This is a genomic window from Thermodesulfobacteriota bacterium (assembly GCA_034189135.1).
GTDB lineage: Bacteria > Desulfobacterota > Desulfobacteria > Desulfobacterales > JAUWMJ01 > JAUWMJ01.
Genome location: JAXHVO010000041.1, coordinates 1 through 14,478, shown reverse-complemented (window position 1 = coordinate 14,478; position 14,478 = coordinate 1). Strand labels below are relative to the sequence as shown.

18 protein-coding genes and 1 tRNA gene are annotated in these 14,478 nt (G+C 41.4%); all 19 read left to right on the top strand.

The annotated features are described in order from the left end of the window. Positions 1 to 153: 153 nt before the first annotated feature. The 19 genes from kdsA to SWH54_05795 all read left to right on the top strand — a co-directional run bounded on the left by kdsA (position 154) and on the right by SWH54_05795 (position 13,998). Positions 154 to 975, top strand: a complete 822-nt coding sequence (kdsA, locus tag SWH54_05885) for a 3-deoxy-8-phosphooctulonate synthase (protein ID MDY6790782.1) — start codon at positions 154 to 156, stop codon at positions 973 to 975. A gap of 126 nt (positions 976 to 1,101) precedes the next feature. Further along, complete coding sequence (locus SWH54_05880; GenBank protein ID MDY6790781.1) at positions 1,102 to 1,617, top strand: HAD-IIIA family hydrolase; 516 nt, start codon at positions 1,102 to 1,104, stop codon at positions 1,615 to 1,617. Continuing rightward, positions 1,617 to 2,201, top strand: a complete 585-nt coding sequence (gene lptC, locus SWH54_05875) for an LPS export ABC transporter periplasmic protein LptC (protein ID MDY6790780.1) — start codon at positions 1,617 to 1,619, stop codon at positions 2,199 to 2,201. Before SWH54_05880 ends, lptC begins: the two co-directional genes overlap by 1 nt. Then, complete coding sequence (locus SWH54_05870) at positions 2,182 to 2,754, top strand: LptA/OstA family protein (GenBank protein ID MDY6790779.1); 573 nt, start codon at positions 2,182 to 2,184, stop codon at positions 2,752 to 2,754. The genes lptC and SWH54_05870 overlap by 20 nt, the downstream gene beginning before the upstream one ends. Positions 2,755 to 2,794: 40 nt before the next feature. Beyond that, the gene (gene lptB / locus SWH54_05865; protein MDY6790778.1) at positions 2,795 to 3,517 is read left to right on the top strand and encodes an LPS export ABC transporter ATP-binding protein; all 723 of its coding nucleotides are present in this window, start codon (positions 2,795 to 2,797) and stop codon (positions 3,515 to 3,517) included. A gap of 1 nt (position 3,518) precedes the next feature. Then, on the top strand, positions 3,519 to 4,952 hold the full coding sequence (gene rpoN / locus SWH54_05860; GenBank protein ID MDY6790777.1) for an RNA polymerase factor sigma-54: 1,434 nt from the start codon (positions 3,519 to 3,521) through the stop codon (positions 4,950 to 4,952). Positions 4,953 to 4,965: 13 nt separating this feature from the next. Continuing rightward, entirely contained in the window at positions 4,966 to 5,499 is a 534-nt protein-coding gene (raiA, locus tag SWH54_05855) for a ribosome-associated translation inhibitor RaiA (protein ID MDY6790776.1), read from the top strand. 667 nt (positions 5,500 to 6,166) lie between these two features. After that, positions 6,167 to 6,625, top strand: a complete 459-nt coding sequence (locus tag SWH54_05850; GenBank protein MDY6790775.1) for a PTS sugar transporter subunit IIA — start codon at positions 6,167 to 6,169, stop codon at positions 6,623 to 6,625. A gap of 67 nt (positions 6,626 to 6,692) precedes the next feature. Further along, complete coding sequence (gene rapZ, locus SWH54_05845) at positions 6,693 to 7,556, top strand: RNase adapter RapZ (protein ID MDY6790774.1); 864 nt, start codon at positions 6,693 to 6,695, stop codon at positions 7,554 to 7,556. Between the two features lie 70 nt (positions 7,557 to 7,626). After that, positions 7,627 to 8,040: a PTS fructose transporter subunit IIA gene (locus SWH54_05840; GenBank protein MDY6790773.1), complete on the top strand. Its 414-nt coding sequence runs from the start codon at positions 7,627 to 7,629 to the stop codon at positions 8,038 to 8,040. A gap of 205 nt (positions 8,041 to 8,245) precedes the next feature. Further along, positions 8,246 to 9,250, top strand: coding sequence for a type I glyceraldehyde-3-phosphate dehydrogenase (gap, locus tag SWH54_05835; protein ID MDY6790772.1), 1,005 nt, complete (start codon positions 8,246 to 8,248; stop codon positions 9,248 to 9,250). Between the two features lie 205 nt (positions 9,251 to 9,455). Continuing rightward, the gene (locus SWH54_05830; GenBank protein ID MDY6790771.1) at positions 9,456 to 9,971 is read left to right on the top strand and encodes a hypothetical protein; all 516 of its coding nucleotides are present in this window, start codon (positions 9,456 to 9,458) and stop codon (positions 9,969 to 9,971) included. A gap of 24 nt (positions 9,972 to 9,995) precedes the next feature. Further along, positions 9,996 to 10,760, top strand: a complete 765-nt coding sequence (gene tpiA, locus SWH54_05825) for a triose-phosphate isomerase (GenBank protein MDY6790770.1) — start codon at positions 9,996 to 9,998, stop codon at positions 10,758 to 10,760. 14 nt (positions 10,761 to 10,774) lie between these two features. Next, entirely contained in the window at positions 10,775 to 11,086 is a 312-nt protein-coding gene (gene secG / locus SWH54_05820; protein ID MDY6790769.1) for a preprotein translocase subunit SecG, read from the top strand. Between the two features lie 13 nt (positions 11,087 to 11,099). Further along, positions 11,100 to 11,186, top strand: a tRNA-Leu gene (locus SWH54_05815). Between the two features lie 177 nt (positions 11,187 to 11,363). Continuing rightward, positions 11,364 to 11,714, top strand: a complete 351-nt coding sequence (locus SWH54_05810; GenBank protein ID MDY6790768.1) for a type II toxin-antitoxin system RelE/ParE family toxin — start codon at positions 11,364 to 11,366, stop codon at positions 11,712 to 11,714. Position 11,715: 1 nt separating this feature from the next. Then, positions 11,716 to 12,024, top strand: coding sequence for a helix-turn-helix domain-containing protein (locus SWH54_05805; GenBank protein MDY6790767.1), 309 nt, complete (start codon positions 11,716 to 11,718; stop codon positions 12,022 to 12,024). A 20-nt stretch (positions 12,025 to 12,044) separates the two neighbouring features. Beyond that, positions 12,045 to 12,575 carry a metallophosphoesterase gene (locus tag SWH54_05800; GenBank protein MDY6790766.1) on the top strand — a complete coding sequence of 177 codons (531 nt, stop codon included), beginning with the start codon at positions 12,045 to 12,047 and terminating at the stop codon, positions 12,573 to 12,575. A 664-nt stretch (positions 12,576 to 13,239) separates the two neighbouring features. Continuing rightward, a complete protein-coding gene (locus SWH54_05795) occupies positions 13,240 to 13,998 on the top strand; it encodes a hypothetical protein (protein MDY6790765.1) in 759 nt (252 codons plus the stop codon). Positions 13,999 to 14,478 lie beyond the last annotated feature (480 nt).

Below are 14,478 nucleotides of genomic sequence, written 5' to 3'. Positions count from 1 at the left end.
TATTACCAGCAATAATGATGATAATCAAGGTAAAGTTTTTCGTTTCTTGACTTTTCACAGCCATCGGGATAAAATTTTTTAGGATCAAATAAATGAATTAAAACTTTCCGGAGAATAACAACTTAAACTAAAGCGGATAGATGCAGATAAGCCATGAACAAAATCGTTAAAGTACAAGACCTGTCCATAGGTCAAAACGCTCCTCTTGCGTTCATTATGGGGCCGTGCGTGGTAGAAGATTATGAAACGACGTTTGAGATCGCATCCTTTCTAAAGGAACTGACTGACAAGCTGAACATTCCCTTTATATTCAAAGCGTCCTATGATAAGGCCAACCGTACATCTATTCACTCTTTCAGAGGACCCGGAATTGTTGACGGCCTTAAAATTTTAAACGATATCAAGGAGAAACTGGGAATCATGGTACTTTCCGATGTCCACAGTATCAGTGAAGTTGCCGACGCAGCACAGGTTCTGGATGTCATACAAATTCCTGCATTTCTCTGCCGACAGACTGATTTCATCATAGAGGTCTCAAAAGCGGAAAAACCGGTAAATATTAAAAAAGGACAATTCCTCGCGCCATGGGATATTGTAAATGTAGTGGAGAAAGTTAGATCCACCGGCAATGGCCGGATACTGATTACCGAAAGGGGTGCAATGTTCGGATACAACAATCTGGTGGCGGACTTTCGCAGTATAAAGATCATGCAGGATACTGCTGGACCTGTCATTTTTGATGCAACCCATAGTATTCAGCTTCCAGGAGGAGCCGGGAAAACATCCGGGGGACAAAGGGAATTTGCTCCGGTACTGGCAAAAGCTGCAGTTGCTGCGGGAGCTGACGGCATTTTCATGGAAGTACATAAAGACCCTGACAAGGCTCTTTGTGATGGCCCCAATTCCCTGAAACTTGACGACCTTGAAGAACTGCTTAACCGCCTAAAGGCAATTAGAAAGGCCATAAGCAGCTAATCCTGCAACACAATTTGCCGGTTTTTATGAGAAACTCCTTTTAATATCATGTGATCACCAAACAAACAATTTATAAAAGGCGACCGCAGTTAGAGATAGATGTTGTTGTAAGGTTAAATTTATTTTATGCTTGAAAATAATTTAAAAAAAATTAATCTCCTGCTTCTCGATGTAGATGGTGTCCTCACCGATGGCAGTATCATATACAATGACCGAGGTGAGGAAATAAAGATATTCAACGTAAAAGACGGTCTCGGCATAAGACTTTTAATTGAGGCTGGAATAAAGGTTTACATTATCACCGGCAGAAAATCGGATGCCCTTAAACATCGCTGTAAAAATCTTGGCATTGACCATGTTTTCGAAGGAGTGACGGATAAGAGCTCTCTCCTTGAACTTATCTTTAAGCAGACAGGATCAACGTCTGAGGAAACGGCATTTATCGGTGACGACCTCATGGATCTCTCCATTATGAACATGGTGGACACTCCAATTGCAGTGGCCGATGCCCACCACTTGGTTATCAAAAAAGCATCGATAGTGACAACAGCCAAAGGAGGCCAGGGAGCTGTCAGAGAAATCAGCGAAGCCATACTCAAAGCAAAAGGACTGTGGGAAAAGATCATTAAACGGTATTCATAATGTCTGTCATAAAACATAAAAATCCCAAAAAGCTGAAAATCTTTTTACTTGCATTTATGGTCATTGCGTTGACTGCTGTGATTGCTGTTTTTATTAGTGAGCGCCACTTGTTAGAAAATCCTGAAACGCTTATTTCTTCTCTTCCGGTGGATGCAAATCTTTCCATAGGCAAAATTCATCAAACATCAACAAAAAACGGAGTAAAAGAATTTACCCTTGACGCCGCTTCCGCCTATTATACTGCCACCAAAAAAGAGGTGGTTTTAACCGATTTATCCGTCACCTTTTTTCTTAAGAATGAGCAGGAAGTTTTTCTCACAGCAAATAAGGGAATTTTACAAACAGACTCAAAGAATATTGAAATTACAGGCAACGTGATGGTGAAAAATAAAAGCTCCAGACTTTTTACCGAACAATTACAATATAAACACAGCGGACGTCAACTTTTGTCAAAGGCTCCGGTTAAAATTGTGGGGGATGCATATCAGCTTAAAGCTGACAGGATGTCTTTTGATTTGAATACAAACCAGACAGTGCTTGAAGGGAGAGTAGAGGGCGCCTTCAGTGAGAATTTTGCAATCTAATCTGGCCCGCTGCCTGGTATGGTCTGTTTTATACACCGCTTTTCTTTTTCAAGCCCCGTTGATCACCCTGATGATCACACGGATTGGATATGCGGATGATAGACTGCCGGTTGATACAGAAAAAAATAAGCAACGGATCATTCATATTAATGCGGACAAACTCATTTCCAACATGGAAGATGGCTGGGCTCAATTTACGGGAAATGTTAGGGTGACCGGTGAATCGTTAAGCATGAAATCCGACAGTCTTAAAATTTATTATAACAAACTATTTAAAGGAAAATCTAAACCGGCAGAAGCCAAAGAAATGATTGATAAAATCATCGCAACAGGCCATGTACATATAAAATCCGATGAACTGGTTGCCATATCTTCTCGGGCAATATATACTAAACAGACCGGCACCATCATGTTGTCGGGTCATGGTTCAAAAGTGATTAGCGGACAAAATTCTATTGCAGGATCACAAATAATCCTTTACATGGATAAAGAGGGTATTACAGTCACCGGTAGCGGCAACAAGCGTGTTGAAGCTGAGTTTCAAGGAAATTAGGAGGCGTTTTTTCAAAGGTTTCGAATAAATACTAGTTGATATGGCGACATTGCTTCTAAAAAATCTGAGCAAAACCTATAATGGAAAACAGGTGGTAAGCTCCGTGACTTTAACTATTGAAAGCAGCACCGTGGTGGGTCTGCTAGGTCCAAACGGCGCGGGAAAAACCACCACCTTTTATCTGACTATCGGGTTGATCAAACCTGACGCGGGGAACGTCTTTCTGGGTGAAGAGGATATTACCAGTTATCCCATGTATTTAAGAGCTCGCAGGGGGGTCGGTTATCTGCCCCAGGAAACTTCAATATTTAGAAAACTGACCGTCAAACAAAATATCCTGGCAATCCTTGAGACCCTCCCCATTTCCAAAACTGAGCAAAATGACCGGGCCGATACACTCCTTGAAGAGCTGGGTATAAAACACCTTTCCACGCAAAAAGCCATTTTTTTATCCGGAGGTGAAAAGCGACGTCTTGAAATCTCACGCGCACTTGCGACTAACCCATCTTTCATTCTTCTTGATGAGCCTTTTGCAGGCATAGATCCCCTGGCGGTCGTAGAAATAAAAAAAATTATCGATCACCTTAAAAACCGTGGTATCGGTGTTCTCATTTCTGATCATAATGTTAGGGAAACTCTTGGCGCCTGTGATATGGCATATATACTGAACGAAGGGAAAGTGATTGAGTTTGGCACACCTGAAAAAATAACCACCAGCGAAACTGCTCGCAGGATTTATCTGGGAGACGAATTCACCTTATAAAATGGCACTTGAATTAAGACAGCAACTAAAATTAACCCAACAGCTCATCATGACTCCACAGCTCCAGATGGCAATAAAGCTTCTGCAGCTTTCAAGACAGGAGCTGGTGGATACAGTTCGCCAGGAGCTGGAGGAAAATCCTGCTCTTGAAGAGATCCATGAGAATCTAGTGGAAGAACAGGTCGCCGATCCAAAAGACAAAGACAAAAAAGAGGAATCCCCCGTAAAAGAAGTCGCCATAGAAGAAAAAATCAACGATGATATCGACTGGAGCAATTACCTTGATGAATACAATTCTCCCGGAAGAATCAATTTTGAAGCCGAAAGCAAAGATACGCCAAGATATGAAGCCTTCATCGCTTCAAAAGAATCTTTAAGCGAACATCTCCTCTGGCAGTTTCTGATGACATCCCCGTCAAGAAAAGAAAAAAAAATCGGCAGTCTTATTATCGGGAATCTTAATAGAGACGGATATCTGGAGATCTCCGTGGAAGAAATCGCCAGAATGAGTAACTCGGATACTGAAAAGGTTGAAAACGTTTTGTCCCGCTTACAAACATTTGACCCGATTGGGATATGCGCCAGAGACCTTAAAGAATGCCTGCTGATTCAGACCAAGCATTTTAAAATTGACGATACCCTGGTCACTCAAATCATTACAGACCATCTCGGTCATCTTGAAAAAAGAAATTACAAAGCCATATGCAAGGCTTTAAAAACAAGCATGGAAAACGTAATTGCTACGGTAAATATTATACAGGAACTGGAACCGAAACCCGGCCGAGAGTTTTCCGATGAAAGTCCGCAGTATATCACCCCCGATATTTATGTTTATAAACTGGAAAATGATTTCGTGGTGATGTTAAACGATGATGGCATGCCTAAACTTCGGGTGAGTTCCTTTTATAAAAAATCGATCAGCCGTGGAAACAAAGTCACCGGCGAAGTCGAAGATTATATTCAGGATAAGCTCCGTTCGGCTGCCTGGCTCATCAAAAGCATTCATCAGCGCCAAAAGACCATTTACCGGGTAATGGAAAGTATTCTAAAATTCCAGCGCGATTTTTTTGAAAAGGGAATATCACATTTAAAACCGATGGTACTCAGAGACGTTGCCCAGGACATAGATATGCATGAATCAACAATCAGCCGGGTGACTACCAACAAATATGCATATACTCCTCAGGGCATTTTTGAATTGAAATATTTCTTTAACAGTTCTATCAGGCGCGTTCATGGCGGTACAATCGCATCTGCCAGTGTTCAGGAAAAAATAAGGCAGATCATTGCCGGTGAAGATCCTAAAAATCCTTTCAGCGACGACAAAATCTCCAAACTATTAAAAGAGTCACACATCAGTATTGCAAGAAGAACTGTTGCGAAGTATCGGGAAATCCTCAAGGTGCTGCCATCTAACAGGCGCAAACAAATATAGGGAGACAATTAATATGCAAACATCTGTAACATTTAAAAACCTTGACCCTTCTGAAAATTTAAGATCCTATGTAGCGGACAAACTGGATCGTTTTGACAGGTTGCTTAATAATCCTGCGGAAGCCAAGGTCGTTCTTTCCGTTGAAAAGTTTCGTCACATTGCTGAGGTTAACATAATCGGTGACAAACTGAATATAAACGGCAAAGAAGAAACAAACGACATGTATTCAGCCATAGATATGGTCTTGGATAAACTTGAAAAACAGATAAAAAGAAGTAAACAGAAAATCAGGGGGCGTCGAAAAAACTCACAGGCAAGAGCAAAAAGAACCATTGCAGATGAAACAGCTTCTTTTGAAGACGAAGCTGAAGGGCAGATTAAAATAAAAAATATCGAATATAAACCGATGGATATAGAAGAGGCGGTTTTGCAGCTCGATCTGGTAAGTTATAATTTTCTCGTATTTACAAATTCAAGAACGGAAAAAATAAACGTACTTTATCATCGAAAAGACGGCCATCTCGGGCTTATTCAGCCCAGCAATTAGTGATAACTCAAGTTTCGCACCCCTTATCAGCGGTGGAGCCGGAATTGTTAAAGCGCCGATTGGTGTTAAGGGTGTGAATCGAGACAGTTATATTATTTTCTTCCAGGGGGTATGAATTGAATCAGTTGCAGCGTGTCCGGATATTTGGGATAAAGTCTATCCGTTGCTAAACAATATAAAAGGGACGGTCTATCCCAAATATCCGGACACGGCGAAAAGGGGTAATAGATGACCCACATATCCCCTTACAGAAAAAATATAACCGTTTCGATTCACATCTGATTTTATATATTACGTGCCGTCAGGGCATTACTTCCCGCCAAACCGGGGCGCGAAAATTGAGTGATAACTTTAACCCGACAGCGTAACTCAAAAGCCCTATTTAGCAGCGGCTTCTTTTGTGCCATGTGTAGCGGTTGCGGGTTATGTGTTTCGAGTTACGGGTTGTAAAAAGGATTATTTCCGATCAACAACTCTAAACTCATAACCCGTAACACTTATGTGACGGCGAAACGAATAGATTCAGAAAATCGCATTATGAGTAGCGATAAATTCGTTGGATGGTAATTGATATGTTTCCTTTGACAATATGGTAAAAAGTCTTATCTTATTTGATTAAGCGAATAATTTTATAAGAAACCTGCCGCTCTTGTTTGGTTAATAAAAAATGAAAATTCTTGACGTTCTGCAAAATGAAGCGATCATCAGTGACTTGAAATCACAGGATAAAAAAGGAATCCTTGAGGAGCTGGTTGCTCCGATCGCCCGTATTACCGGAGTAAGCCATAAGGATCTTGTACGGGTTCTAATGGATAGAGAACAACTTGGAAGTACAGGCATAGGTGGAGGTATCGGAATACCCCACGGGAAATTAAAACAGCTCGAATCACTTGCGCTTGGGTTCGGCTTGAGCCGAAAAGGTGTTGACTTTGAATCGATGGATAATCAACCGACTCATATATTTTTCCTTCTAGTCACACCGGAAAATTCAACAGGTCTCCATTTAAAGATGCTCGCCCGAATTTCCAGAATCCTAAAACATGATCAAATTAAAGAAAAACTTCTGAACGCTGGAAACACTGATGAAATCTTGTCCATCATCAAGGAAGAGGATGAGGACTTTTAGCGGCTGCTTCAACTAACCGCTAGTGAAACATCTCCAGCAACAAGTATTTTTTTATGCCTGATTAAAAGTGAAAAACCTGAAAATTTTCATTATTACAGGGCTTTCAGGTTCAGGGAAAAGTACCGCTATTGCCGCATTTGAAGATGCTCATTTTTATTGCGTTGACAACATGCCGGTCGCACTTCTCCCCAAGTTCCTGGAATTGCCTATAGAAAACGACCTTGAAATTACAGGCCTTGCTTTTGTCATGGATTTGAGGGAAAAAGGCTTTCTTTCCAAGTACGTGCCTGTGTTTGAATCACTAAAGAAAAAAGGTTATAAATTTGAAATAATTTTTCTGGAAGCTGACGAAGAAATACTATTACAACGCTATAACCAGACAAGGAGGCAACATCCCTTTTCTCAAGGCAAAAGCCTTATAGACGGCATCAAGGCGGAAAAGAAAGCCCTTGCGGGACTTAAAAAAGCAAGTGACAGCGTCATCAACACATCCGGTTATAATGTCCACGAGCTCAAGTCCATTATTTTACTCATCGCACAAAAAGCCATAAAACCTGCGTCCATGCGGATAAACATACTTTCGTTCGGTTTCAAGTATGGCATTCCTCTAGACGCCAACCTGGTTGTTGATGTCCGCTTTCTGGCAAATCCATATTTTATTCCTGACCTTAAAGAACTGCATGGTGAAACACAGGAAGTAAAAGATTATGTACTTAATAATGACGAAACTCGGCTATTTTTAAAAAAATATATTGATTTTATTGACTATTTAATTCCTTTGTATGAAAAAGAACAGAAAGCCTATCTAACAGTTGCGGTTGGCTGCACCGGTGGCCGTCACCGTTCAGTGGCCATTGCGCGATATATTTTTGATCATATCAGCAAAGCCCGAAATCAGATTGAGGTCAAGCACAGAGATATTAACCGATAGGCACTTAGGGCTTGTTCAAACACTAAAAAAACGACACCCTTTAACGGGTTTCCAAAGGCAGGATGTTATTATGATAGGTATCGTCATCGTCACACACAGCCGGCTCGGGTCTGCATTCATTGAAGCTTCTGAATTCATTATAGGCAGCACACCCGAAGCGACTGTTTCCGTTTCAATAGACTTGAATGAAAATGTAGATAAATTACGGGAAAAAATTGCCGCAGGAATAAAAAAGGTGAACAGAAAAGAAGGCGTGCTGATTTTAACGGATATGTTTGGAGGTACGCCTTCAAATTTAAGCTATTCCTTTCTTGAAGAAGGGCACATTGAAGTCATATCCGGCGTAAACCTTCCTATTCTGATAAAGGCGGTAAATACTCGCAAAAAGATGGGGCTGAGTGAGCTTGCCGCCACCCTGGAAACTTTCGGCAAAAAAAGTATATCCCTTGCCAGTGGTATTTTAAAAGGAAATAAGCGAAGCTAAATATTTTTGCTAGGAGCTCGATGCTGGATACTGGATACTCGATGCTTGATGTTCGATACTCGTTTTTAACCGGAAACCGTTATCCAATAACGAATATCCAGTATCGAGTATCCAGCATCATATCCACAAGGGCTTCACAAGGTGTAACAAAAATACTTTGCCAAAAAAGCACGAAATTTACAAATAGGAAAAAGGAGAAAGTATTATGAGCGTAAAAATTGGTATCAACGGCTTTGGGAGGATAGGACGTATTGTGTTTAGGGCTGCACTGAATCACCCTGATATTGAAGTAGTGGCCATTAACGATCTTACGGATTCAACCACCATGGCTCACCTTTTAAAATACGACTCTGTTCATGGCAAACTCGATATGAATATTTCTGCTAAGGATGATTCAATTGAGGTTGATGGAAAATCGGTTGCCATTACGTCGATCAAGGACCCTGAAAAACTCCGTTGGAATGATTTCGGGGTTGAAATTGCCGCCGAATGTACCGGATTGTTTCGAGACCGTGAAAGTGCATCCAAACACCTGACCGCAGGCGCCCGAAAAGTAATCATTTCAGCACCAGCCGGTAATCCTGACATTACTATTGTCATGGGCGTAAACTCAAATTCCTATGACCCCAGACAACATAATATTATCTCCAATGCTTCCTGCACCACCAACTGTCTCGCGCCTGTGGCCAAAGTACTTCTGGAAAATTTCGGTATAAAGTGCGGGCTTATGACAACGATACACTCGTATACCGGAGACCAGCGTATTCTTGACTTCCCCCATAAAGATCTTCGACGTGCCAGAGCCGCAGCGCTTTCCATGATTCCGACCACAACCGGTGCTGCCAAAGCCGTTTCTCTGGTGCTTCCGGAGCTATCAGGAAAACTCAACGGTTTATCCATTCGCGTTCCAACACCCAATGTGTCCATCGTTGACCTGGTCGCCTACATTGAAAAATCAGGCATCACGGTCTCAGATATCAACGATGCCCTGAAAAAAGCCAGCGAAGAATCACTTGCCGGAATTCTTGGTTACAGTGATATACCACTGGTTTCTACCGATTATAATGGCTCACCATTATCATCCATTGTGGACGCCCCCACCACATACGTCATAGATAATATGGTAAAAGTGCTCTCATGGTATGATAATGAAGCCGGTTACTCGAACAGAATGGTTGATTTAGCGGCAATGGTAGGGGCTCAATTGTAACCAATCACAGGCATGATATACTTCTTTGTTGCCGCCGGCACTTAACTGCTTAATTTTTAAGCTTAAAACTCGAATTGCGGGTTGCGTGTTACGAGTTTCACTCTAAAATTAAAAGAAATTATCTTTTTAACATATCCATTGAAGATACAGCCAAAAGAAGGACTTATGAGGTTTGGCAAATTTTCAAGGTTCGGAGATAGACAATTTGTCCAAAAAAAAGAAACAAGAAAAAGATTTTAAACGCAAAAAAGCGGATAACGATATTATAAAAAACAACACACAGCCTTCATTTGTTATCTTACCCGACTGGAGAATGTATACAGATTTTCCCTGGCAAATCTGGGCGGTGGGATGGCTGGCCATATTTAAAGCAGTGATCTGGCTGTCCACCAGTCCAAATTGTCCGGACCCGATGATAAAACTGTTAACAATAAAATTTCTTATTTGTATGGTACCTTTGCTTATCCTCGGGATCGGTGTATGGAATTTAAGGAAATGGGCCGTGTGGGGAATCATTTTGTTGTGTATCGCCGATGTTGCATTTTTTGTTATATTTCAAAATGCTTCGGGTTGTATTATGGGAAACAGTTTTTGGCTGCTGGCCATCACGCTTTTGCTTTTTAACGGCCCTTTGGGCAGCATGCTTATTCTTATCACAACCCCCTATTTGTTGAAGCATTCAGGAAAAAACTTTCTTGATGTCGTAAACAGCTCCAACTAAAAAAAGATTTAAAGGAGAATATAGATGAATAGTCGCAGACCCCTTATCGCTGGAAACTGGAAGATGTATAAAACCTGTGCTGAAGCTGTGGAAACTTCCCGGAATCTGGTAAAGCTGGTGGCAGGTGCCAAAGATGTTGATATTATGATTGCACCTCAGTTTACCGCCCTTGCGCCTGTATCTGAAGTTGTCAGGGACAGCCTGGTTTCACTGGGAGGGCAGAACCTCTTCTGGGAAAAAGAAGGCGCCTATACCGGTGAAATTTCAGCCGAAATGCTCTTGGCGGCCGGCTGCAGCCACGTGATTATTGGTCATTCCGAGCGACGCCAGTATTTTGCGGAGACGGATGATACGGTCAATAAAAAAATAAGCTCTGCAATAAATGGACAGCTCATTCCTGTTTTTTGCGTGGGAGAAACCGAAAAAGAACGGGAATTAAAAGAAACTTTTTCTGTGCTTGACAAACAGATGACAATAGGGTTAAAAAGTTTTTCTTCTGACCAGTTGGAAAAACTTGTGGTTGCATACGAACCGGTTTGGGCAATCGGAACGGGGAAAACCGCAACCGCAGACCAGGCACAGGAGGTTCATCAATTTTTACGCTCCTTGCTGGCAAAAATATTTGGAGCTTCCTTTTCCCAATCGATCAGAATATTGTATGGAGGGAGCGTCAAGCCGGAAAATATTTCAGAGCTCATGGCAATGCCCGATATTGATGGCGCGCTTGTAGGAGGCGCCAGCCTTGATGCGGAAACTTTCAGTAAAATTGTTTTGTTTAAAACTCAATAAAGTAAAAAAATATTATGTCACTTATACTTATTATCGTCCATGTGGTTGTTTGTGTTGCTCTTATTATGATTGTGTTGCTCCAGACCGGTAAAGGCGCTGATATGGGCGCTGCTTTTGGCGGTGGGTCCAGTCAAACGCTTTTCGGCTCAACAGGGGCATCCACTTTTCTTAGTAAAGCAACCACTATCGCTGCCATCATATTTATGGTGACCTCTCTGTGGCTGGCCTATAACTCCAGCCATAAGAAAGGCAGCTCTATTATGAAGGACGCCAAAGCTCCAATTGAGCAAAAGTCTGCCCCTGAGAAGTCGGGTGAAGCAAAATAGTGTTTCAAATAGTGCCGAAGTGGTGGAACTTGGTAGACACGCTATCTTGAGGGGGTAGTGGATTACATCCGTGCCGGTTCAAGTCCGGCCTTCGGCACCATTTTTTATGGCACTTAAATTTATTTTAAGTGCCTTTTTTGCTTCTGCTATAATCACCAAAGGTTATCAGCGCAATCCAGAAAGCTTCTGTTCACCAACTAATTCACAATCAAAGCCCCGACAATTCTGATTAAAAAACAAGTTGACAATATGTCACATCTGACATATTGTCGACTATATGAGTTCAAATGACAAACCGCTGGTATGGATGCATGGTGAGGTCACGACTCCGCCCTTTTCTTCAAACGCTCGAATAGAAACGGGATACTTATTACGGCAAATTCAAAAAGGCATAAAATTATCTTTACCAAAATCACGCCCAATGCCGTCAATCGGAACTCGGTGTCATGAGTTAAGAATAAATGATGAAAATTTGACGTGGCGAATAATGTATCGAATCTATACCGATGCGATTTTGATCATAGATGTTTTTGAAAAAAAGACAAACAAAACCCCAAAATCGATTATTGCTATTTGCAAACAAAGAATCAAACGCTATGAAAAAGATGTTAAAGAATGGGAAAAATAAAATGGATCAGAAAAAAAAGAAAAATTTAGAATCTAAAGGGTATAAGGTCGAATCTGTGGAAGAGTTTCTTGGACTGAGTAGAGAAGAATCGGAATTCATCGAGCTGAAACTGGCACTCAGCCAGGCGCTGACAAAACGCCGCAAACAAAAAAAAATGACACAGGCACAGTTAGCCAAGATGCTGAAATCCAGCCAGTCAAGGGTCGCCAAAATTGAAAAGGGAGATCCGAGCGTTTCTGTGGACCTTCTTATCAAATCCTTGCTGGCTATGGGTGCCGACAAAAAAAGCATCGCCAGAGCGATCACCTGACGCGCTCCAACGGAAAAAACATGAACTCTACCTCCAAATTCTTTTTTACTGCTGATGAACACTACGGGCACGCAAACATCATCAAGTATTGTAACCGCCCTTTCACCTCGGTTGATGAAATGGATGCGCAAATTATCCGCCGCCACAATGAAATGGTCGGACCGAAGGATGTTGTGGTTCATGCAGGAGACTTTACCCTTTCTAAAAAACCTTTTGCCGAAAATTACATTCGGCAGCTTAACGGAACGCATATTTTTCTGAAAGGCAGTCACGATTATTGGCTGAAAAAGTCAGCCACAGTCATCTGGGAGAAGGAAATAGAAGGGTTTTATGTGGTTGTATGTCATTTCGCCATGCGTGCCTGGCCTCGGTCACACTACAACAGCTGGCAGCTATACGGTCATTCCCACGGCAAACTGCCGCCAATCGGCAAGCAATGGGACATCGGGGTTGATAATAACGATTTTTATCCGGTTAGCTTCAATAAAGTTCGCGAAATTATGCAGAATAGACCAGACAACCCAAATTTTGTGGGGAATAAACCTGCCTGAATGATTTTTCTTATTTTATAATATGCGATTTATATGCGATTATGCGGCCAGGAGCGTACAATAACTCGTTTAAACTCACACAAACTCACTTGTAAATCAGTATCTTATTGTAATCATATGCTATTTGGTAAATCCGGCCTTCGACACAATAATGTATTATCCATAAGGGGTTCGGATAGTTACCGAATTCTTTATTTTTTTAATGCTACTATATACGGTTTTCGTACCTGTTTTAACAACCCCCCATCATTCTTGCACAGCCTAATTGAGTAAAAGAAATTTTCTCTTCTTCCCCACAACACCTCGCATTCGCGAAGCTTATATTACTTTAAATTTAAAGGACCCGATAGTTTCGCTAGCTGAATTCTGAATAATAGGCAAGCTTTCAGGTTGTGATCTGAAATGATATTATACCGCTTGCCATAAATATGTTCCGAAATTTGGAATTGCGGTATCAGTGGTTGTAGAAAAAAACATTTCGATAACGGAACGTTTTTTTGACAACCACTATAGAATTTGAAAAAATTTCGAGATAACCGTATAATTTTTAAATGATAAACGGATTTTGTTGAATTTTAGGGGGAATTATTGTATAATGCGATCCTCGAAAAATCATGACGGGAAGAAGATTTATGTTTTTAATTTTTTCAGGAGGGTATTCACAATGCGCAAGATAATATTTTTTATTTTTATGGTGGCTCTGTTAATTCCGACTATTCCTGCAATGGCTGTTAGCCCGACTGGTGAACGACATATTAACCAGATCGTTGGTGGTGGCATGTCTTCTTTGCGTAGGGCATCCCAGAGTATTTACCATAATGGACTGAGAGAACGGGTAGTCCTGGATGTTTTGGCTGAAAAATTGTTGCAGACCTATAACGATACCAGTCAGATAGGGGTGGATGCCCTTGCCTGGGCATGTAAGGCATTGGGACAGTCCGGTAATACTCGTTATCGGAATGTTCTTAAAACCGTTATTAAAAATGCCAAACATTCCAAGGTTCGGAAATATGCAAAGCAATCTTTGGATAAAATGCCGGCAGGGAAAGCTAAGAAGCCTTATAAAAAAGGCAGTGTGAATTTGAAGGCCATGCAGAAAAAGCTGGCCAAGGGCCAATCTCCCGTGCCTGCCTCAAAAAAGTCAAAAGGCAAACGAAAGTCAGGTAAAAATTCCCTGTCAGCAATCAAGAAAGGAATGAGCCTTGAGGAAGTCTATGCATTGGTTGGGGATCCAACATCCACTACCGGCCATATAACCGGTAAAAGTTTCAACCCGTTTTATTATGGAAGTGACCATGCCCGGCTTATTCATTTGTACCAAGGGAAGGGGCGGATTTATTTCAGTCAAAGCTCGAGATATTCCCGTCGTGTCTGGCGTGTAATGGAAGTAGAGATTAATCCTAATGAAACCGGTTACCCATAATTTCAATCATTTGCCAGTATAACGGCATCGAATACATCAAATATGACGAACGAAGGGGGTATTTCGCTGAAACAGTATCGAATCCAATAAGGGTTTCAGTTGCTTACTGAAACCCTTAAAAACCAAGCACTATTTTGTACAGAATTTGATAAAAGCTTGCCCCACCCGGTTAAGGCTTCATCTTAAACCGACCTTCCTTCTTCGGGATCCATGAGACCGTATACACCCGCCAGCAGGGTCCCTGACATTTGTAATGGCTCAATTCGAATATGAGATGTTGACCTTGTGCATGTTAAACTCATATTTATTAAAAAATATCGGTGAATTTGATTTTAAGCCCTATATTTTACCTAATCGGTAAAAAGTCATGACCTCCGGCCCAGCCGGAGGCTTGCATAAAGCCCTATAAGGGCATCGATACTGATAACCCCTTAAGGGGTATTATTGTGTTAAAATTACTGTTCTGCGACCAAATCCATT